Raw genomic sequence first — 20520 nt, 5'->3', positions numbered from 1 at the left:
CCAATCTTCGGCAACGAACCTCCCCATCCGTCCCCTCACGGATCCCCGCACCCTCTCGCCGCAGGCGATCGGTCAGCGTACCGCCGCCCTGCGTTTTGACGACAACATCCTCCTGCAACAGCTGCTCGGCGATCATGATCGCCACCTGTTGCGTCTGGAGCGCGGGCTGGAGGTGCGATTGTCGTGCCGCGGCAACAAGATCGCGATCACGGGCGATGCGCACCGGGTCGCCCATGCGCAGGCAACGCTTGTCGCGCTATACAATCGTCTCGAGCATGGCGGCGTCATCGACAGTGCCGAAATCGACGGGATTATCCGCCTCACAGGACGCGCGCAGGAAGAACCGGACATGAACGATGCGCCTGCCCTCGCCATTTCCGGCTCAGGTCCCGACGCCCGGCGCGACGATCCGCGTCTGCCGCTGATGGATCTGCCTGCAATCCGCACCCGCAAGGGCGCGATCATGCCTCGCTCGCGCGGTCAGGCCGGCTACATGGACATGCTCGCGCGCTCGGAGCTTGTGTTCGGTGTCGGTCCTGCAGGTACGGGCAAGACCTATCTTGCTGTGGCACAGGCGGTCGCCATGCTTCAGGCCGGTCAGGTGGACCGGATCGTGCTGTCCCGCCCCGCCGTCGAGGCCGGTGAACGTCTGGGCTTTCTGCCGGGAGACATGCGCGAGAAGATCGATCCCTATCTCCGCCCGTTGTATGATGCTCTTCACGACATGCTGCCGGGCGAACAGGTCGTGCGGCGCATGGGCACCGGCGAGATCGAGGTGGCGCCGCTTGCCTTCATGCGCGGACGGACACTGGCTCATGCCTTCGTCATTCTCGACGAGGCGCAGAACACGACGCCCGCGCAGATGAAGATGTTCCTCACCCGCATGGGACAGGGCACGCGCATGGTGGTGACGGGCGATCTGAGCCAGATCGACCTGCCCCCCGGTGTCGGCTCCGGACTGCGCGAGGCGATCGAAACACTTGAGGGTTTGCCCGGAATCGGCATAACCCGGTTCGCATCGCAGGACGTCGTGCGCCATCCGCTGGTGGCGCGCATCGTCGATGCCTATGATCAGCGTGCGGCGGCCTCCCGGGAACTTTCCCGGGGAAGGCGCCGGGAGACCGATGGAACCTCGAAGTAGCACGCGGCTTACGCCGCAGAATCCGCATCTCCCTCCCGTCGTGGAGGGAATGCATCCGCCTGTGTGCCTGGCGGACCCTGAAGACCCTCTCGGGCCGGGCGCCTTTTCAGGCGACATCCTGATCGAGGACGCGCGTTGGCGCGCTGCCGTGCCGGGGCTCGAACGCCGGCTGCAGCGTGCGCGCGACATGGCGTGTGACGCGCTCGGGCTCGCGTATCCGAATGTCCTGCTGTCCTCGGATCGGGCAGTACGGCGCCTCAATCACGATTTCCGTGGTCGCAACAAGCCGACGAATGTTCTGACCTTCGAGGCCGGACAGGGTCTGCCGGGCGATATCGTGTTCGGTTTCGAGACCGTCCGGCGAGAGGCGCAGGCCGCGTCGCGGCCGGTTGCGAACCATCTTTTGCATCTGCTCGTCCACGGGGCCTTGCATCTGGCTGGCCACGATCATCATGAAGCTGGCGAGGCACGGCGGATGGAGATGCACGAGGCACGCCTTCTCAGTCGTCTCGGCGTGCCGAATCCCTGGGCAGTGCGGGAGGCCCGGTCGTGAGCGAGAGCGACAATACCGAATCGGGCCGTGCCCGCTCCAAGGGCATCCTGTCGTTCCTCGGCATCGGCCGGCGCGAGCTCGACCTCAGACGCTCGATCGCGGCCCTCGTCCACGAGGCATCCGAGCCGGGTGAGGATCCCTCCATTCCGCCGGAACTCGACCGACAGGAACGGGCCCTCCTGACCAATGTGCTGCGTCTCCGCGAGATCACGGCGGATGACGTGATGGTGCCGCGCGCGGATATCATCGCCATGCCGGCAGCGGTGACGCTGACGGAGGCGCTGGACATCATGCGGCGCGAGAACCACTCGCGCATGCCGGTCTATCGCGAGCAGCTCGACGATATCGCGGGAATGATCCACGTGAAGGATCTGCTCGCCTATGTCGGCCACGAGGACCAGTTCGACATCTCGAAGCTGCTACGGCAGCCGCTGATGATCGCGCCCCAGATGCAGGTTCTGGACCTGATGCTGCAGATGCGTCAGCGCCGGATGCACATGGCGCTGGTGATCGACGAGTATGGCGGCATCGATGGCCTGGTCACGATCGAGGACCTCATCGAGACGATCGTGGGCGATATTTCGGACGAGCACGACGAGCCGGTGGGCAACATGCTGACCGAGCGTCCGGACGGCACGTTCGATGTGGATGCGCGCCTGCCGGTCGAGGAGCTCGAGCAGCGTCTCGGCGCGGTCCTCACGCCGATCGAGCGTGAGGCGGAAATCGAGACGGTCGGCGGGCTCGTGTTCCGTCTGGCGGGCCATGTGCCAGCGCGGGACGAGGTGCTGACGCACGAAAGCGGCCTTGTCTTCCGCGTCATCGATGCGGACGCGCGCCATATCCGCGCCCTGCGCATGCGGGTGCCCGAGGGATGGGAAAACCAGCCCCTGCCGGAGCGCGGCCACGAGGACGAAAGCTGAGGGACAATCAGGGGCCTGCGTGCCGCGGCCCCTTGACGCGCGGCACGCTTGACGCGACAGGGGCCTGCGGCATCATGCGCGCTGCAGTGCCTCAATCCGATCCGGAGATTTCGATGACCCTCAGCCGCCGCGTCCTCCTCGCCGCGACCCCGGCCCTGGCCGCGACCGCATTCGTTCCCCGCATGGCACGGGCAGCGGCGGATCCGCGTCTGGCACCGCGCATCATCGGCAATCCGGATGCCAAGATCCTCGTGCAGGAATGGTTCTCGCTCGATTGCCCGCACTGCGCGCATTTCGCACTGAACGTATTTCCGGAAGTCCGGTCGAAGCTCGTGGAGACGGGCAAGATCCGTTACCAGTTCAACGATTTCCCGCTTTACAAGCTGTCGTTCTACGCAGCGATGGTCGCGCGCGCCCTGCCCGTTGATCGGTACGAGCCGTTCATCATGTCCCTGTTCTCGAGCCAGGAGGCCTGGGCGTTCCAGCAGCAGGACCAGGGCGGCGATCCGCTGGCGCCGCTGCAGCAGCGCGCGGCCCTCGCCGGCATGTCGGCCGACCAGTTCCACAGCGTGATCAACGACCAGACCTACCTGCAGGCATTGCAGGCGTCCGAAGATGCGGCCCAGCAGCAATACAAGATCGAGGGCACGCCGTTCTTCCGCTTCGGCAACACGTCATATCCGAATGATCCGGAAACGTTCGAGCACTTCCAGCAGATCCTCAGCACCGCATCCTGAAGCGTCGCATCTTCGCTGATCCTGACCCGGTTTCATGGCTGCCCATATCGCCCGCCTCCGAATCGCGGGGTTCAAGAGCTTTGCCGATCCCGCGACCATCGAGGTCCGCCCCGGCCTGACCGGCGTCATCGGACCGAACGGCTGCGGCAAGTCCAACGTGGTCGAGGCGCTGCGCTGGGCCATGGGCGAAAGCTCGGCCCGTGCCTTGCGTGGCGGCGAGATGGACGACCTGATCTTTGCAGGCACGGGCACCCGCCCGGCCCGTAATCTCGCCGAAGTCACGCTCTCGGTCGAGGAAGCCGCAGGCCTCGGTCCGGCGCCGTTCGAGGCCGAACCGGAGCTGCAGATCGCCCGTCGCGCCGAACGTGGCAGCGGTTCGGACTATCGTATCAATGGCCGTGCCGTGCGTGCGCGTGACGTGCAGACCCTGTTCGCCGACCTGTCGTCCGGCGCCCGCAGTTCGGCTATGGTCAGCCAGAACCGCGTGGGGCAGCTGATCGCGGCCAAGCCGGAAGATCGCAGGGCCACGCTGGAAGAGGCGGCCGGCATCACCGGGCTGCATGTCAGGCGGCATGATGCCGAGCTCAAGCTGCGCCAGACCGAAACCAATCTGGCCCGCGCCGAAGACCAGCGCACGATCCTGGAACGCAGCGCCGAAAGTCTGTCCGCCCAGTCCGGGCAGGCCCAGCGTTATCGCACGATTGCCGCAGCCCTCCGCGAAGCCGAGGCGAACCTCGAGGCCCTGGTCCACGCCCGTGCCATTCGTGATGCCGAGCGGGCAACCGATGCTCTGGCGCGCGCGAAAACCGCCCTTTCCACTGCCGAAACCGAAGCCGAGCGGGCCACGATCGCCGATCATGAGGCAACGCGCGCGGTCGGCCCCGCCCGGGAGGCTGCGGACACGACGCGGGCAGCACTGGAACGGCTGCGTGTCCAGGCCGAGACGGCGCTCGAGGCGATTGCCCGCGCCGAGGCCGATGCGCAAGGGGCGCGGGAACGGGCGGAAACCGGCGCCGCAGACCTTGCCGGCGCGACGCGACGTCACGACGAGATGGCAGCGGAACGCGCGCGCCTTGAAGCGGACCGGGACGCCGCGATACTCCGGCACAAGGCACTGCCGGAGGCCATGGCGTCACTCCGGACCGCGCTGGAACGCGCGGCCGCCACAGCCGAGACGCAGGCGCGCGCAGCCGAAGCCCAGGGTGTTGCAGCCCGGCAGGCGACGGATGCGCGCGACCGGCATGAGGCTCTGCTTCGTGAAGCTCAGGAAACGCTGGCGGCCCGCACGGCCGAGGTTGCCCAGCTCGAAGACGAGCTTGAAACACTGACGCGCGATACACCGGATGCCGCGTCCGTCGCCGCAGCAGACTCGGCCTACGAAAACGCAGTGAGCGCGCTGGCAACGGCCCGAACCGCCCGCGAGGACGCCGAAGCCGGACTGGTCGACGCGCGTCTCGCGGCAGAGCGGGCCAAGCGCGCGCATGAAGCGGCCCGCACGCATGCCGACACGCTAGCGGCAGAAGACGCACGCCTTTCGCAACAGGACCGTGCGCTGCGAGAGCAGATCACGCAGCATGAAGCGGCGATCGCAGCCGCGCGCAAGAGCCGTCCCGACGACACGGCACTCGCCGCCCACACCGTCGCGTTCGAACAGGCGACAGAAGCACTCGCCACCGCCCAGAGGAATGAGGACGCGGCAGCAGAAGCCCTGTCCGCCGCGACCCAGGCGCGTCTCGAGGCCGAGTCTGCGGCACGTGATGCCCAGGCGCGACAGAAGCTCGCCCGAGAAGCGCTGGCCGCCGCCGAAAAGGCCGCAGAGGCAGCATCGGGTCAGGCATGCGCAGCCGGGACGGCGTTGGAGAACGCCAGGAGCGCGCAGCCCGATCCCGAGCGTCTGGCAGAGGCCGAAGCGGCACAGACGCAGACTGAACGAGCCTTCGGCAACACGATCTCGGAGATCGAGGCCGCGGAAGTGCGGCTGGTTTCGCTGCGCAAGGTCCTCTCGAAAGCCGAAGACGCCGCCCGCGCCCACGATTCGGCGCTTGTGCGCCTGCGTGCCCAGCATGAGGGCCTGATCGCAACGCTTGCCGCCAGCGCACCGGCCGAGGCAGGTGCGACAGGCCGGACGGCCGCCGAGGCGCTGGATGTGCCCGAGGCGCTGATCGCGGGTGTCGCCGCTGCCCTGGGCGACGGGCTGGACGCCACCCTGCCCGGCGAATCCGCGGATGCGGCACGGCGTTGGGTCGCACTGCCGCCCGTAGCCGGGCAGGCACTGCCGGACGGTGCGGTCCCGTTGGCCTCATTGGTCGCGCCACCCGCCGGGCTGGAACGCGCGCTCGGTGCGATCGGACTTGTGCCGGACGCTGCGACCGGAGCCCGCCTTCATGCGGCGCTGCAGGCCGGCCAGACCCTGATCACCGCCGAGGGGGCATTGTGGCGCGCCGACGGCCTGGCGGCGCGCGCCGGTGCACCGAGCCCGGCGGCCCGCCGCCTGGCTCAGCAGGCGCAACTGGCGGCCTGCGCGCGCGAAATAGCCGAGGTCGAGACGCAGACCGGGGCGATCGAGACGGCCTTGAACGCCGCACGCACGGCGTTTGCGGCCGAGGATACGAGCCTGCGCGATGCCCGCACGCGCAGGCAGACTGAAGAACGGGCAGCTTCCGATGCCCGATCAGCCGCAGCACAATTGCGGATCGCAGCCGATTCGGCCCGGGCGCGTCTCGAGACGGCGCAGTCGCAGCATGAACAGGCTCTCGCACGCGAAGCATCAGCGGATGCCACGCTCCAGCAGGCAAAGGCTGCGGTCGATTCCGTCGCCGACCATCGAGACCTCGAAACACGAGCAGCCCGCGTTCAGGCAGAGCAGAACGCGGCAGGGGCAGCCTTGTCCGATGCGCGACGCGTGCGGGAAGCCGCCCGGGCCCAGCTCGATTCCGCGCGTGCTGCCCGCGAGGATTCTCTGGCCGCAGAGCGTAGTGCACGCGGGACACTGGGCTTGCGCGAACCCGCGCTCGAGAATGCGCGTGCGGCACTGGCCGAGACGCAAAGCAGGCTTGCGGCGCTGGCTGACGCGCGCGCAAACGCGGCCGATCCCGCCACGACTGCCGCCGCCGATGCGGCTGCCACGGCCGCTCTGACCGATGCGACCTGTCTGCGCGACACGGCCGCGACCGACGAGGCGCGTGCGCGCAATGTCACGGCGCAGGCCGAAGCCATCAGGCGGGACGTTTCCGAACGTGCCATTGCGGGTGGCAGTCGTATCTCGGCCCTGTCGCCGCGCCTCGAAGCCCTGCGGACGAGTCTTGCGGCGGCGCGGGACGCACACGCAGCACTGCTGGCGGCCGCAACACAGCTTGAAGACCCCGATGTGGCCCATGCCGCATGGCAGGACGCACGGGCGGCAGCCGATGCGGCACGCGTCGATGAAAATGCGCTGCGCGCCGAACTGGCGACGGTCTCTGCCGAACAGGCACAGACCGATGCGGCGCTCGAGGCCCTGACCCGGCGGATCGACGATCTCGGTCCGCGCTTGGCTCAGTTGGCCGCCGACAAGGCGACGCTCGAGGCGCGCGTATCGGCCTTGCGCGCCGAGGCCGAAGCCGCGACCCACAATCCGGCGTCCCTCTCGGCAGACCACGCGGCGCGCGCGCGGGCCTGTGCCGAGGCGGAAGATGTCTGGCGCGCGGCCGACAGGCACGCTGAGGCGTGTGTGCGCGCCCAGAGCGAAGCGGCCGTAGCACGACGCGAGGCTGATGCCGGCCTTGCCCGCGCCCGCGCGGAGCTCACCGCCAGTGCCGAGCGTGCGACACAGGCTGGCGAGGCACTGGCGCGGCTCCTTGGCGACGAGCCGGACCGGCCTCCTCCCGCCATCACGCCCGAAGATTTGTCGGACCAGACGGAAACCAGCCTCAAGCGCAAGATCGCCCGCCTGCTGCGCGAGCGCGACGATCTCGGCCCGGTCAATCTGCGCGCCGATCTCGAGTTCGATGCGGCCCGGGAGCAGCTTGAGACGCTGACGCGCGAGTGTGGCGAGCTGACCGAAGCCATCGAACGCCTGCGCGGATCGATCGGGTCGCTGAACAAGGAGGGCCGTGCGCGCCTGTCGGCGGTCTTTGCCGAAGTCGACAAGCATTTCCAGACGCTGTTCTCGCGCATGTTCGGCGGCGGTCGCGCGCATCTGGCCCTGATCGGGAGCGACGATCCCCTTGAGGCAGGGCTTGAGATCTATGCCCAGCCGCCCGGCAAGCGCCTGTCCGCACTGTCTCTTCTGTCGGGCGGGGAACAGGCGCTGACCGCACTGTCGCTGATCTTTGCGACCCATCTGTGCAATCCGGCGCCGATCTGCGTGCTGGACGAGGTCGATGCGCCGCTTGATGATGCCAATGTGGAGCGCTTCTGTGCGCTGCTGGCCGACATGGCGGCGCAATGCGGCACGCGCTTTCTCGTGGTGACCCATCATCAGACGACAATGGCGCACATGGATCGGCTCTACGGCGTCACGATGCAGGAGCGCGGCGTCAGCCGGGTGCTGTCGGTCGATCTGTCGCGCGCGGTCGAGATGGTCGCCCCTGCATGATATTAACCCGATGGTCGGGCTCTTCGGGTATATTGATGCGGTAATGGCATGACACTTTCGGGCGGCGCGCGCGTTACCCGGTGTCCGGCCTGACCCTTTCAATTCTGCAAACGCGAGACCGACCATTTCCGAGTTTCCGCTCCCGTCTGTCGCATCGACGCCCCAGCCGTCCTCCCAGACGGCTCTGGGCACGGTCGTGCGGGAACGCGGCCTGCGGATCGTGGGCGACGTGCATGGCGATATTCATGCCTTCGAGCATGCCGCCCATACGAACCGCTTCGTCATTCAGCTCGGCGATCTGGTCGATCATGGACCAGACAGTGCGGGTGCGCTGCGGCTGATGCTCGACATGATCGAGGAAGGCCGTGGCCTGTTCGTCGCGGGAAACCATGACCGCAAGCTCGGCCGGGCGCTGGAGGGGCGCAAGCTCCGCCGCGATCGCGCCCTGGAAGACACGTTGCGCCAGATCGCCCGGGCGCCGGACGAAGACCTTGGAGAACGTGCGCTGGCTGCCATCGCGCAGGCCCCGGCGTGGCTGCATTTCGGCCGCATCACGCTGCTGCACGGCGGCTTTCACACGCGCATGCTGCATGAGCCACCGCCGCCGGTCCTGGGCGAGGTCACTCCCCTGCTCTCACGCGCCCTGTTCGGCGAAACGACGGGCCGGATGCAGCCGGACGGCTATCCGGAGCGGCGTCTGAGCTGGATCGATCATATTCCTGGTGGACACACGGTCTATTGCGGCCATGATCGTCGTTCCACCGACGGCAGACCCTGGGTCAGGACCGGTCGCCGTGGCGGGCGCGCAATCTTCACGGATCTCGGCGCCGGCAAGGGCGGCCATCTGGCCTGGATCGACCTCGACGAGTTCTAGAACTGCAAGGGATCCGAAACCGCTCCATGTCCGTGACACCAGAAGACGCCCGCGCCGAGCTGGAGACGCTGCGCCAGAGCATCGACAACATCGATGCGGCGCTGGTCCATATGCTGGCCGAACGCTTTCGCCAGACCAAGGCCGTCGGCCGCCTGAAGGCCACCGCCCAGATGCCGCCTGCCGACCCGGCACGCGAACAGCACCAGATCACACGCCTGCGGAAACTCGCAGAGGATGCCCATCTGGACCCGGATTTTGCGGAGAAGTTCCTCTCCTTCATCATCCGCGAGGTCATCCGGCATCATGAGGCGATCGCGCGGGACGCCGCTGCATGAACGAGCGCGACGCGGAAGGCCGCCGTCTCTTCCTGCTGCGCCATGCCACGACCGGCCCGGCGCGCGAGATGGGCGATGATGCCGATCTCGCCCGGGTGCTGACGTCGTCCGGCGAGGCGGAGGCAAGCAGGATCGCGGCGCATCTCTCGCGCATGACGGACTTGTCGACGCTGGAAATTCTGGCCAGCCCCGCGCGTCGGACATGCCAGACGGCGGAGCGGGTTGCAGATGTGTTGGCGGCAGACGGGCCGCGCCCTGCCATCACGACCGACCCCGCGCTCTACAACGCGGATTGCGAAACGATCCTCGATGTCATTCGCGAGACAGGAGCGGATGCCTCCCTGATGGTGGTCGGGCATAACCCCGGCCTTTATCATCTCGTGCTCAAGCTGGCGGGGGATGCCATCGACGCACCGGAGTTTGCGTCCCTGACGCAGGGATACCCGCCCGCGAGCCTCGCGATTTTCGATATCACGGGCGACTGGGGCGATCTGCGGCCCGGGCGTGCGGACCTGACAGGGCTGCTGCGGCCGTAAGCGCTATTTGCCAACCCGGCCCGTGCCATTTATTGCGTCTCGACAAGGTTTATCGACACGAACGGAACGATCGGCATGGACGAAACAGCACGGCACGCCACAATCACCCTGGATGGCCGGGTCATGAACCTGCCGGTGCTGTCGGGCACGATCGGGCCGGATGTCGTGGACATCCGCAGACTGGCGGCCGATGCCGGTGTCCTTGCCTTCGATCCCGGTTACGGCGAAACGGCCGCCTGCCGCAGCGCCATCACCTATATCGACGGCGAGCAGGGCATCCTGCTCCATCGCGGCTATCCGATCGAGCAACTCGCGCTGCAGGCGAGCTTCCCCGAAGTCGCTTATCTGCTTCTCTACGGCGAGCTGCCGACCGAAGCCGAATATGCGGCATTCCGGCACGACATTTCCGAACATTCCCTGCTGCACGAGCAGATTCGCAATTTCTTCAACGGCTTCCGCCGCGATGCGCATCCGATGGCGATCCTCTGCGGAACCGTAGGCGCACTCTCCGCCTTCTATCACGAGGCAATCGACATCTCGAACGAGGCGTCGCGCGATCTGTCGGCGCGTCGCCTGATCGCCAAGCTTCCGACGCTTGCCGCATGGGCCTACAAATATACGATCGGCGAGCCGTACGTCTATCCAAGCGAAGAGCGGACCTACGCGGGCAATTTCCTCGCCATGATGTTCACCCAGCCGAACAAGCGATACGTGGTCAACCCGGTTCTGGCCCGGGCGCTGGATCGTATCCTCGTCCTGCACGCCGACCATGAGCAGAACGCGTCGACCTCGACCGTGCGTCTTGCAGGCTCGACCGGTGCAAACCCGTTCGCCTGCATCTCGGCCGGCATTGCGGCGCTGTGGGGGCCTGCCCATGGCGGCGCGAACGAGGCCGTGCTCGGCATGCTTGCGAAGATCGGTACGAAGGACAAAATTCCGGAATTCATCGCGCAGGTGAAGCGTCGCGGCAGCGGTGTGCGCCTGATGGGATTTGGCCATCGCGTCTACAAGAACTTCGATCCGCGCGCGAAGATTCTTCAGGCGACATATCATGAAGTGATGGCGGAGCTGGGCCTCGCCCGTGATCCGCTGCTCGATCTGGCGGTCGAACTCGAGCGCATCGCCATCGAGGACGAATATTTTGTCAGCCGGAAGCTCTACCCGAACGTCGATTTCTATTCAGGCCTGATCCTGAAGGCCCTTGGCATCCCGACGTCGATGTTCACGGTTCTGTTCGCTGTCGCGCGAACGGCTGGCTGGATCAGCCAGTGGCGGGAAATGATCGGGGAAGACGGCCAGCGCATCGGCCGTCCGCGCCAGCTCTATATCGGCGCTCCGCCGCGCGACTTCATCCCGCTTGCCGAGCGGGTCTGAACCCCCGGCGACGTTCGTCCCAGCGAGTGCCGATCAATCGCACTCGCATCCGGGCGTCGCGCCCTTGTCCTGGCGGACGACATGATGGTCGATCCACTCGGACACCAGACGGCGCGCTTCGGACAATGACGCTTCCGGATGATGGATCCGGTAGAGCGTCGTGCACGCCCCGAACGCCGCAAGATCCGGCTGACCGACCTCACGCAGTTCCTGATAGGCGGTGACGACGGCGCGTTCACACTTGCGCCCGATCCTGCTGACTTCGACCGACACCGCGTTATTCCCCGAGTTGCGAAAGATTTGCAATTGGACGTAGCATAACGGGTTGCGACGGGCCCCTGCAAGTGCACTTGCGCATCACCCCTTGCACACAGACGTATCAGCTTACCAATACGGGCCATATTCGTTATGCTCGGCGTCTGTTCAGCCCGATAAACCCCTTCTGGAGTCCGCACCGCGTGAGCCAACCCGCCGGCCCCCTCACCTCTTCCCAGACGACTCCATGGGACCGCGACGCTGCGTTGACCACCGCGCGCATCCTGCTCGAGATCAAGGCGATCAACTTTCGTCCCGAGGATCCCTACACCCTGACCTCGGGCTGGCGCTCGCCCGTCTATATCGACTGCCGGCGGATCATCTTCTTCCCCCGGGCGCGCGCGAAGATCGTCGAACTGGGCGTCGAGAAGATCCAGCGGCACATCGGCTTCGAGAGCATCGATGCAGTCGTCGGCGGCGAGACGGCCGGCATTCCGTTCGCGGCATGGATCGCGGACCGGATGATGGCGCCGATGGCCTATGTCCGGAAAAAGCCCAAAGGCTTCGGCCGCAACGCGCAGATCGAGGGCGACGTGCCGGAAGGCATGCGCACGCTTCTGGTCGAGGATCTGACGACCGACGGCGCCTCCAAGATCCAGTTCGCCAATGCGCTGCGCAACGCCGGCGCGATCGTGAACCATACCTTCGTCGTGTTCTTCTATGGCGTGTTTCCCGGGGCGCATCGCACGCTCGGGGACATGAACATTGCCCTACATTCGCTGTGCACATGGTGGGACGTGCTGGAAGCCTGCGCCGGCCAGCCCTATTTCTCGGAAAGCGACAGCGCCGAAGTGCGGCGTTTTCTTGAAGATCCATGCGCCTGGTCGAAGCGGCACGGCGGTGTCGGAAGCGTCGAGGAAGCACAGGCACTGAAGGACAAGGCCGGCGCCTGATGGACGGTGCGGTCGGCCGGCTGCTCGTCTTCGATTCGGGGATCGGGGGACTCGGTGTCGTCCGGGCCCTGCGGAACACGCTGCCCCACGCGCGCATCGACTATCTCGCCGATACCGCGCTGTTCCCATATGGCGAGCAGCCGGATGCGCCGCTGACCGCGCGGATTGTCGATCTGATCGACATAGCCTGTCGGGCGCGCGCCTACGACCTTGTCGTCGTCGCCTGCAACACCGCCAGCACGATCGCCCTGCCCGCCCTGCGGGCCAGGCTCGGCGTGCCTTTCGTTGGCTGTGTGCCGCCGATCCGATGGGCCGGTCGCGTCTCGAAGACCCGCACCATAGGGTTGCTGGCCACGTCAGCGACAGTCCGGCGACCATACGTCGCCGAGCTACGTGCCCGTTTCGCGCCCGATTGCCGTCTCGTGCTGCATGGCGCCAGACATCTGGCGGATCTTGCCGAACGAGCGTTCGTCGGAGAACTCGTGGCGGATGCGCTGATCGCGCAGGAACTCGACGCGTTGCTCGGCCAGCCGGGCGGCGATGCAATCGATGCAATCGGACTGGGCTGCACGCATTATTCCGTGCTCCTGCCGCAGTTCGAACGTCTGTCTGCGGAACGTGATCGGACATTCCTGTGGCTCGATCCCGCCCCTGCCGTTGCGCGGCACGCAGCGGCGATCCTCTCGGCCATCGGGCCTTTCGCCTGCCGCGATCAGGAGCCTGAACGGGTCACGCTGACCGCGCCCGCGCCGCGTGGCCGCGAATTCAGTCTCGCACTGCGGGCCTTGGGGTATGCCGGCAACGATTGCCTCGAGACAGTCGCCGCCTGAGGTTCAGCCTCCGGCGCGCAGCATGCGTGCAGCTTCCGCCATGTTCGCAATCGCGGACTTCAGCTCGGTCCAGCCTCGTGTCTTGAGCCCGCAGTCCGGGTTTACCCACAGCCGCCCCGCCAGCAATCGCTCGGATGCGGCCCGCAGCAGCCCGACCATGTTCAATACCGACAGCATGGCTGGTGAGCGACTCGGCGAGGCTTTCGGCGATCAAGGCGGTTCGGACGGCATCTGCCGAGGATTATTTTGAAACACATGCCGCAAACCGGGATGTCATCCGGTCGTTGCACGTCGCAGAGCAGGAGGTGGAAGCGACAATCGCTGCCATCCTCCTTGCCGGACCTCTCGGGTGCGTGCTCGATGTGGGAACAGGGGCAGGACGGATGATCGAGCTTCCGGCCGATCGCGCTTCCGAACTGACAGCGCTCAATTGCAGCCCGGCAATGCTGCGGGTCGCGCGGCGCAAGCTGGACCGCGCCGGCCTGACGAAGATCGCCCTCAAGCAGAGCGACATGTATGCGCTTCCGGTCCCCGCGCGTGTATGCGGTCTCGCGATGCTGCATCAGGTTCTGCGTTACATCCAACGCCCCGCAGCTGCCATTGCCGAAGCCTCGCGCGTTCTCGAGCCAGACGCTCCACTTCTGATCGTTGATTTCGCTACCCACACTTTTCGCAAGTTGCGCGAGAACCACGCGCATGTGCGGCTCACGTTCTCCGATGGCGAGATCGAGAGATGGCTGAGCGCCTTCCCCTGGAACCCGGTTACCCGCAACCGACGATCCATACCGGCGCGGCGCACGATCCGTACGAGAGTTATACGGCCAAATGGACCCGTGCCGACGCGCGCCAGATCAAGGCGATGTCCGATCCGAACGTGCCGACCGGCGCGAATTCGATGCCGTCGGCGCTGACGATGCCCGCGATCCCCGTCAGCTTCCCGACCATCGGCGGGACGGTCTGGGTCTGGGACACCTGGCCCCTGACCGATGCGGACGGCAACCAGTACAGCTACAATGGCTGGGACGTCATCTTCTGCCTGACGGCGCAGCAGAACGCTGGCTACGGTTTTGACGACCGCCATGTCCATGCGCGCATCGGCTTCTTCTATCGTCGCACCGGAATCCCCGAGTCCAGACGGCCGGTGGCCGGCGGCTGGATCTACGGCGGCAATGTTTTCCCCGATGGCGCCAGCGCGCAGGTCTATACCGGCCAGCCCTACACGCAGCAGGCCGAATGGTCCGGCTCGACCCGTCTCATGCAGCTCGGCGGCAACCAGCTGACGACGTTCTATACCGACCTTGCCTTCAACCGGGATGCGTCCGGCGGCAACATTTCCGCTCCGCAGGCGACTATCACGAAAACGGACGGTCAGATCCACGCCGATTTCCATCATGTCTGGTTCACGGGCTTTACGACGCACACAGCCCTCCTGCAGCCTGACGGCGTCTATTATCAGACCCGCCTGCAGAACGAGTTCTTCTCCTTCCGCGATCCGTTCACCTTCCATGATCCTGCGCATCCGGGCCAGACGTTCATGGTGTTCGAGGGCAACTCGGCGGGTGTTCGCGGCGAGACACCCTGCGATGCCTCGGATCTGGGCTACCGGGCCAACGATCCGTACGCCGAGACGGTCGATGCGGTGAACACATCCGGTGCGATCTATCAGCGCGCCAATATCGGCCTCGCCGTCGCGACGAAGCCCGATCTCTCGGCCTGGAAATTCCTGCCGCCGCTCGTGTCGGGCAACTGCGTGAACGACCAGACCGAACGTCCCGAAATGCATATCGTCGGGAACCGCTATTATCTGCTGACCATCAGCCATCGGACGACGTTCGCTGCCGGGATCGACGGCCCGGACGGGGCATACGGGTTCATGGGTTATGGCATCCGCAGCGACTATGTTCCGCTGAACAGGAACAGCGGGCTGATGCTCGGCAATCCGACCGACCTCAACACAGCGGCCGGTGCCGACTACGCGCCTGACCCGAGCCAGAACCCGAACGCGTTCCAGAGCTACTCGCACTATTACATGCCGGGCAGCCTCGTCGAATCGTTCATCGACACGGTCCAGACCCGGCGCGGCGGCACACTGGCACCGACGGTGCAGGTCTTCCTGCGCGGCGCGGGCTCGTCCATCAATCTTGGCTACGGCGCCGGTGGTCTCGGCGGCTACGGCGACATCTCGCCCAACAGGATCAACATCGACTTCTGGGATCTGATCCAGAACCTGTCGTCGCCGACCACCGTGTCCGCTGCCCTGTCGGCAGGCCTTGCGACCACGCAGGGAGCGTCGACGGCGCGGGCCACCGAGCAGGCTGCACGGGACTTCCTGTCCGGCGCATCGGTGAACTGAACTTCATCCCGGCCCGCAGGCTTCCTGCCTGCGGGCCGGACCGAAGAACGGCTCCGATTTTTCCGATTTCAGTTCCGACGCATGCGGCTGTGGGCAACGTCGCCCGTGGCCGGATCAGCGTGCCCGGCTGACCGTGTAGGACGCCGTCTCGACTAGAAGCCGCTTGATCTCGCTGTCGGGGAAGCTCGCCAGAGCGGCCACGGCCATTTCGGCATAAGTCGCGGCTCGGGCCAGCGTGATCTCGATCGCCCCGGTCTGCGCGATCAGGTCAAGTGCACGAGGCAGGTCGGCTTCCGTCTGCTCCCCGCTCTCGATGACGCGGCTCCAGAATGCCCGCTCCTCCTCCGTTTTCGCCGCATGGAACGCAGCCAGGACAGGAAGCGTGATCTTGCCTTCCCGCATGTCGTCCCCGACCGTCTTGCCGAGCGTCTGCTGGTCGGCAGCGTAATCGAGTGCATCGTCGACAAGCTGAAATGCCATGCCGAGATTGGTGCCGAAGGTCTCGAGCGCCAGTTCGTCCGCTTCCGGCCGTCCCGCGACAACGGCCCCGACGCGACAGGCTGCCGCGAAAAGTGCAGCTGTCTTGCCGTGGATCACGTCGAGATAGCGATCGATCGGCGTCGAGAGATCGTTCTGGGTCGCCATCTGCAGCACTTCGCCTTCAGCGATGGTGGCGGATGCGTTGGACAGGATCGCCATGACCTTCAGCGACCCGTCGTCGGTCATGAGCTGGAAGGATCGGGCGAACAGGAAATCGCCGACAAGCACGGACGCCTTGTTGCCGAAAACCGCATTGGCCGACGCCAGACCGCGACGCAGGGTGCTTTCATCGACCACGTCATCATGCAGAAGAGTTGCCGTATGGATGAATTCCACGCACGCCGCGAGACCTACATGGCGCTGCGCGTCAGGGCCGGGCTCGTATCCACAGAGGCGTGCGGAGGCGAGCGTCAGCAGCGGTCGCAGGCGCTTGCCTCCGGCTGCTACCAGATGCGCGCCAAGCTGCGGGATCAGCGGGACCGGGCTATCCATCCGGGCAACGATCGCCTTGTTGCAGGCGAGCATGTCGTCTGCCAGATAATCGGCCAGGGCATGCAGCGCGCTCTCGTGACCGGATTTCTCCGGCCCGGGGTTCGCCGACGCACCAGCGTCCTGCAGATCAACGGCTACACCCAAGACAGCTCTCCAGTTCAGGCTCGAAGGCAGGGGAAGATATGAGCGGCACGTTCAAGGCGGTCAACCCGCCCGCCGTCTTTAAGACGGCCGTGGGCGCCCATGATTTCGGGGCGGGCAGCGCACCTGATGCCACGGTGGGCGATTCGATGACATCCGACTCGCTTCTGGACGGTCGTGTTGCCTACCGGCAATTTCGACACGGACATCGCACGGGGCTCGAGCCGGTGCTGATGGCGGCGTTCGTGCCCGCCCGTCCCGGGCAGTGCGTGCTCGAGGCCGGATGTGGCGCAGGCGCGGGTCTTCTGTGCCTTGGCGCGCGCGTGCCCGGTCTGTTGGGCGTTGGGCTGGAGGGGGACGGAGCGACCGCAGCCCTTGCCCGGATGAACCTCGCCGCCAACGGCTTCGGTGCGTGGCCCGTTCATCACACATTGCTTCCAGACGTCTCGTCGCTCGAATCGTCCCGCGGCACGGTGCACCACGTGTTTGCAAACCCGCCATGGCATCGCGCCCAGGCGAGCGTTCCGGATCAGGCACGACGCCGCCTGGCGCGGACCGCGCCTGCCAACGTGCTCGATATCTGGATCGGGGCACTCAGGCCGTTCCTTCGGCATCGCGGCACGCTGACGCTCGCCCTGCCCTCCGCACTGATGGATTCGGCTTTTGCCGCGCTACGTGCGGAAGGATTCGGCTCGGCCGTTCTCATGCCGCTCTGGCCGAAGACGGGGCGCGCGGCGCGACTATGCCTGATCCGCGCCGTGCTCGGTGGGCGCGGCGACGCCATTCTGGCGCCCGGCCTCGTGCTGCACGATCAGGACGGGCGTTTTACAGATGCCGCCAAAGCCATCCTGCGCGATGGCGCAGCTCTTGCGATCTGAGCTAACTCTGAACATCCCGGCCGGGTCGGATACTTCTGATCGGCACCGTCTTCATGAGGCGCGGGACTACAGCGGGATCGATCGTCCGTTCGGCGCAGTCAGCCAGCGCAAGCGTAGTCGCAAAAACCTCGCCTTCGGACCGTCGAGTACCGCCGCATACGGCCGACTTCAGGAAGAGGCTTTGGTGAAAGACAGGTCCGGCATCAGCGCGTGCTGATGCCGGATTGCGTTTTGGTTCAGCTGAAGACGCTGCCTTCGAACGCTTCTTCCCAGGTGCCGCTGGTCGAGGCGCGGGAATACTCGGTGGCGCGATTTTCGAAGAAGTTCGCATGCTCGACGGCGTTGAGCAGGTCGTCCAGCCACGGAAGCGGATTCTCCGTCGTGTCGTAGATCGGATCGAGGCCAAGCTGCGTCATCCGGCGGTCCGCGATGAAACGGATGTAGGTCTTCACCTGATCGGCACTGAGCCCCTCGACCGCGCCCATCTCGAACGCGAGATCGATGAACGCGTCCTCGTGGCTGACCGTCGTGCGGCAGATCTCCGCGAGTTCCGCCCGGAAATCCTCGGTCCAGATTTCGGGGTTTTCGCGGACAAAGGTGCGGAACAGGCGGATCATCGACAGGCAGTGCAGCGTCTCGTCGCGGATCGACCACGTGACGATCTGCCCCATGCCCTTGAGCTTGTTGAAACGCGGGAAGTTCAGCAGGATCGCGAAGCTTGCGAAGAGCTGCAGCCCTTCCATGAACGCCCCGAACGCCGCCATGGTCTTGGCGATTTCACGCTTGTTGTCGATCGAGAACGACTGCATGAAATCGTACTTGTCCTTCATCTCCTTGTACTTGAGGAAGGCCGAGTACTCAGTTTCAGGCATGCCGATCGTATCGAGCAGATGCGAATAGGCGGCGATGTGGATCGTCTCGATGTTCGAGAACGCGGACAGCATCATCAGCACTTCGGTGGGTTTGAACACCTGGCTGTAGTGCTTCATGTACGCCGAGTTCACCTCGACGTCGGCCTGCGTGAAGAACCGGAAGATCTGCGTGACCAGGTGGCGCTCGCCTTCCGTCAGCGTCCGGTGCCAGTCCTTGACGTCATCCGCGAGCGGAACTTCTTCCGGCAGCCAGTGAACACGCTGCTGCGTCAGCCACGCGTCGTAGGCCCAGGGGTAGCGGAAGGGCTTGTAGACCGGATTGGCGGTCAGGAGATCGAGACGCTCGGTCGACTGGTCGACCGGGGTCGATGGGGCGGGTTCGCTCATAGGCGTTTGCTCCGGTGATGGCCGAATGACCGGCGCGGCGGGCTCCCGTCGAAGGGAGCAGGATGGGCGCGAGCATAGGCGCCCGCGAAGTGATTCGCATCAGCGCATCGCAGCGGGAACGGCATCAATATGTGTACGCGGGAAAACGACTGCGTTCCGCGGTGGTGGTGACATATTCCGTAACTCGTTTATGACGCAGCATTTCAAAGTGTATGTCGGGCAATACGGCCGGGCTGCCGTTCCGACGCGGAGTACGTCATCCCATGCTGTGGCAGAATACGGCGGCCTCAGAGCCCGCAATCTGGATTCGGGGCCTGTCCTGCCGGCCCGCGCATCTCGGTGCGATTCTGTCGGCAGGCGCCCTGTTCGTCCTGCCAATCGTCCTCGCCGATACCTGCTACATGGACGACGCACCCCGGACCATGGACGGTTACGGGTGGACCAAGAGCGGGCGTCCGCTTGCCAGCCTCCTGATGGCATTTCTCGGCTTCAGAAGTCGCAATCTGCCCGATCTGGCGCCGCTTGGGCAGTTGGCCGGCATTGCCTTCCTGTCCTTCGCAGCCTGGGTGTTCGCCGCCCGTCTCTTCGAGGCCCGGCGGGCCGAGGGGATGCTGCCCCGTCTTGCCTGCGCCCTGCCGGTGTTCATGCAGCCGTTCTTTCTGGAGAATCTGTCGTATCGCTATGACTGCCTGCCGATGTCGCTGGCGCAGGGTCTCGGCTTTCTCGCCCCTGCCCTGTTCTGCGGTCGCACGCGCCGCGACGGGGTCGGGATCTGCACGTCCCTGCTGGCGATCCTGACCCTATACCAGATCGGCATCGACAGCTTCGCGGCGGCGGTTGCCTTGATCTTTATCCGCAGATGTCAGGATGGCGACGCCCGTGTCGGGCTGCAGACGGCAGGATTCCAGATCGCCTGCATGGTCCCGACGCTTCTGGTCTATCGCGTGCTGATCGCCCCCTTCCTGCGCGGAACCTACACGAACGATCATGATCGTCTGCTCGGGCTTCATGATGGCCTGGTCGCGGGGCTGAGCGAGAACGTGCGCAACGCCGTGCATCTTCTCGGATGCCTTGGCTTCGATGCGGCGTGCATTCTGCTGTACGGCCTTTTTGCCGTTGCCGCTGTCGCCGTCTGGTCGCTGGCACTCAGGACGGGGCGGAACGGATCGCTGGCGGCGAGCCTCCTTCTCATGGTGTCGCCGTTCGTGCTGATCCTGAGCGCGCCGGGGCTGACCCTTCTGCTCCGCCACAGCATCATCGAGCCCCGGACCATGATGGGATTTTCAGGCGTCATGGTTCTGATCGGCCTGATGGTCGCGGACGGTCAGCGCTGGATGCGCGTGGTGGCCGTCCTGCCTCTCGTGTTCTGCCTGACGTTGTCGTTCGCCTATGGCAACGCGATGCACGAGCGGAACCGGTTCGACGACGGGTTGGCCCTGTCGCTTGCAGATCGACTGTTCTCGCTGGGCTTTACCTCAAATGACCAGGTCATGGTCTACGGCAAGGCGCCACGGTCTCCGGAAGCCGACAATGCCACCGCGATTTTCCCTGCGCTGGCCAGTCTTCTGCCGCGTGACCAGCTGGATGACGACGGCTTTTTCGGTACGTCACGTTTTCAGCGAAACGGCCTTCCGGTCGCGGATCACGACCATGCGGACTGGCTGGCCGCGCGGGCGTTCATAGGCCCCGACACCGCCGTGTATCGCGATGCGAGCTACAGCGTGTTCCGGCACGCTGGCATATTCTGCGTCGTGTTTGCCGCTCGCTGACGGA

Annotated in this window: 17 protein-coding genes and 2 pseudogenes; 15 read left to right on the top strand and 4 right to left on the bottom strand. The window is 65.7% G+C overall.

Features of this window, described 5'->3' with window-relative positions:
• Nucleotides 1-67 precede the first annotated feature (67 nt).
• The 9 genes from B8446_RS03030 (at nt 68) to B8446_RS02990 (ending at nt 11046) form a co-directional block, all read left to right on the top strand.
• Complete coding sequence (locus tag B8446_RS03030; protein WP_048847368.1) at nt 68-1141, top strand: PhoH family protein; 1074 nt, start codon at nt 68-70, stop codon at nt 1139-1141.
• Nucleotides 1125-1694 (top strand): rRNA maturation RNase YbeY, encoded by a 570-nt coding sequence (gene ybeY / locus B8446_RS03025; protein WP_241767605.1) that lies wholly within the window; start codon nt 1125-1127, stop codon nt 1692-1694. The genes B8446_RS03030 and ybeY overlap by 17 nt, the downstream gene beginning before the upstream one ends.
• Nucleotides 1691-2614: a hemolysin family protein gene (locus B8446_RS03020; RefSeq protein ID WP_048847087.1), complete on the top strand. Its 924-nt coding sequence runs from the start codon at nt 1691-1693 to the stop codon at nt 2612-2614. Before ybeY ends, B8446_RS03020 begins: the two co-directional genes overlap by 4 nt.
• Before the next feature lie 113 nt (nt 2615-2727).
• Entirely contained in the window at nt 2728-3351 is a 624-nt protein-coding gene (locus tag B8446_RS03015; RefSeq protein ID WP_048847366.1) for a thioredoxin domain-containing protein, read from the top strand.
• A 34-nt stretch (nt 3352-3385) separates the two neighbouring features.
• Nucleotides 3386-7927, top strand: a complete 4542-nt coding sequence (locus B8446_RS03010; protein WP_048847084.1) for an AAA family ATPase — start codon at nt 3386-3388, stop codon at nt 7925-7927.
• Between the two features lie 196 nt (nt 7928-8123).
• Entirely contained in the window at nt 8124-8801 is a 678-nt protein-coding gene (locus tag B8446_RS03005; RefSeq protein WP_373277125.1) for a metallophosphoesterase, read from the top strand.
• 26 nt (nt 8802-8827) lie between these two features.
• Nucleotides 8828-9136 (top strand): chorismate mutase, encoded by a 309-nt coding sequence (locus B8446_RS03000; protein WP_048847080.1) that lies wholly within the window; start codon nt 8828-8830, stop codon nt 9134-9136.
• Nucleotides 9133-9672, top strand: coding sequence for a SixA phosphatase family protein (locus B8446_RS02995; RefSeq protein ID WP_048847078.1), 540 nt, complete (start codon nt 9133-9135; stop codon nt 9670-9672). The genes B8446_RS03000 and B8446_RS02995 overlap by 4 nt, the downstream gene beginning before the upstream one ends.
• Before the next feature lie 75 nt (nt 9673-9747).
• Nucleotides 9748-11046 (top strand): citrate synthase, encoded by a 1299-nt coding sequence (locus B8446_RS02990; protein ID WP_048847076.1) that lies wholly within the window; start codon nt 9748-9750, stop codon nt 11044-11046.
• Between the two features lie 33 nt (nt 11047-11079).
• Here B8446_RS02990 and B8446_RS02985 read toward each other — a convergent pair whose 3' ends face one another.
• A complete protein-coding gene (locus B8446_RS02985) occupies nt 11080-11319 on the bottom strand; it encodes a hypothetical protein (RefSeq protein WP_048847074.1) in 240 nt (79 codons plus the stop codon).
• 185 nt (nt 11320-11504) lie between these two features.
• On the opposite strand from B8446_RS02985, the gene B8446_RS02980 reads away from it, so the two are divergent.
• Both B8446_RS02980 and murI read left to right on the top strand, forming a co-directional pair.
• On the top strand, nt 11505-12254 hold the full coding sequence (locus tag B8446_RS02980; protein ID WP_048847072.1) for an orotate phosphoribosyltransferase: 750 nt from the start codon (nt 11505-11507) through the stop codon (nt 12252-12254).
• On the top strand, nt 12254-13084 hold the full coding sequence (gene murI / locus B8446_RS02975; protein WP_048847069.1) for a glutamate racemase: 831 nt from the start codon (nt 12254-12256) through the stop codon (nt 13082-13084). Before B8446_RS02980 ends, murI begins: the two co-directional genes overlap by 1 nt.
• A gap of 3 nt (nt 13085-13087) precedes the next feature.
• Here murI and B8446_RS02970 read toward each other — a convergent pair whose 3' ends face one another.
• Nucleotides 13088-13261 (bottom strand): hypothetical protein, encoded by a 174-nt coding sequence (locus B8446_RS02970; protein ID WP_084712023.1) that lies wholly within the window; start codon nt 13259-13261, stop codon nt 13088-13090.
• Between B8446_RS02970 and B8446_RS16745 the strand changes: the two are divergent.
• A pseudogene (locus B8446_RS16745) lies at nt 13219-13746 on the top strand (class I SAM-dependent methyltransferase); the annotation flags it as partial. The gene B8446_RS02970 and the pseudogene B8446_RS16745 sit on opposite strands and share 43 nt — an antisense overlap.
• Nucleotides 13747-13841: 95 nt before the next feature.
• Nucleotides 13842-15437, top strand: a pseudogene (locus B8446_RS02960) (glycoside hydrolase family 68 protein); the annotation flags it as partial.
• Nucleotides 15438-15551: 114 nt separating this feature from the next.
• Here B8446_RS02960 and B8446_RS02955 read toward each other — a convergent pair.
• Entirely contained in the window at nt 15552-16613 is a 1062-nt protein-coding gene (locus tag B8446_RS02955) for a polyprenyl synthetase family protein (RefSeq protein ID WP_048847065.1), read from the bottom strand.
• Nucleotides 16614-16651: 38 nt separating this feature from the next.
• Here B8446_RS02955 and B8446_RS02950 point away from each other — a divergent pair, with 38 nt between their 5' ends.
• A complete protein-coding gene (locus B8446_RS02950) occupies nt 16652-17488 on the top strand; it encodes a tRNA1(Val) (adenine(37)-N6)-methyltransferase (RefSeq protein ID WP_241767604.1) in 837 nt (278 codons plus the stop codon).
• Between the two features lie 236 nt (nt 17489-17724).
• Here B8446_RS02950 and B8446_RS02945 read toward each other — a convergent pair whose 3' ends face one another.
• Complete coding sequence (locus B8446_RS02945; RefSeq protein ID WP_048847064.1) at nt 17725-18747, bottom strand: ribonucleotide-diphosphate reductase subunit beta; 1023 nt, start codon at nt 18745-18747, stop codon at nt 17725-17727.
• Nucleotides 18748-19010: 263 nt separating this feature from the next.
• Between B8446_RS02945 and B8446_RS02940 the strand changes: the two genes are divergently transcribed.
• Nucleotides 19011-20516, top strand: a complete 1506-nt coding sequence (locus B8446_RS02940) for a glucosyltransferase domain-containing protein (RefSeq protein WP_158507516.1) — start codon at nt 19011-19013, stop codon at nt 20514-20516.
• The last annotated feature ends 4 nt before the right edge of the window (nt 20517-20520 follow it).

This window comes from Tanticharoenia sakaeratensis NBRC 103193, from assembly GCF_000963885.1.
Classification (GTDB): Bacteria; Pseudomonadota; Alphaproteobacteria; order Acetobacterales; family Acetobacteraceae; genus Tanticharoenia; species Tanticharoenia sakaeratensis.
Note: the sequence above shows the minus strand (reverse complement) of the source record. Positions and strands in the feature narration are given on the sequence as shown.

Coding starts and splice junctions, on each gene's coding strand:
- B8446_RS03015 (WP_048847366.1), top strand. CDS start 2,728: ATGACCCTCAGCCGCCGCGTCCTCCTCGCCGCGACCCCGGCCCTGGCC.
- murI (WP_048847069.1), top strand. CDS start 12,254: ATGGACGGTGCGGTCGGCCGGCTGCTCGTCTTCGATTCGGGGATCGGG.
- B8446_RS02970 (WP_084712023.1), bottom strand. CDS start 13,261: ATGCTGTCGGTATTGAACATGGTCGGGCTGCTGCGGGCCGCATCCGAG.
- B8446_RS02950 (WP_241767604.1), top strand. CDS start 16,652: ATGAGCGGCACGTTCAAGGCGGTCAACCCGCCCGCCGTCTTTAAGACG.
- B8446_RS02990 (WP_048847076.1), top strand. CDS start 9,748: ATGGACGAAACAGCACGGCACGCCACAATCACCCTGGATGGCCGGGTC.
- ybeY (WP_241767605.1), top strand. CDS start 1,125: ATGGAACCTCGAAGTAGCACGCGGCTTACGCCGCAGAATCCGCATCTC.
- B8446_RS03000 (WP_048847080.1), top strand. CDS start 8,828: ATGTCCGTGACACCAGAAGACGCCCGCGCCGAGCTGGAGACGCTGCGC.
- B8446_RS03010 (WP_048847084.1), top strand. CDS start 3,386: ATGGCTGCCCATATCGCCCGCCTCCGAATCGCGGGGTTCAAGAGCTTT.
- B8446_RS02995 (WP_048847078.1), top strand. CDS start 9,133: ATGAACGAGCGCGACGCGGAAGGCCGCCGTCTCTTCCTGCTGCGCCAT.
- B8446_RS02940 (WP_158507516.1), top strand. CDS start 19,011: ATGCTGTGGCAGAATACGGCGGCCTCAGAGCCCGCAATCTGGATTCGG.
- B8446_RS02945 (WP_048847064.1), bottom strand. CDS start 18,747: ATGAGCGAACCCGCCCCATCGACCCCGGTCGACCAGTCGACCGAGCGT.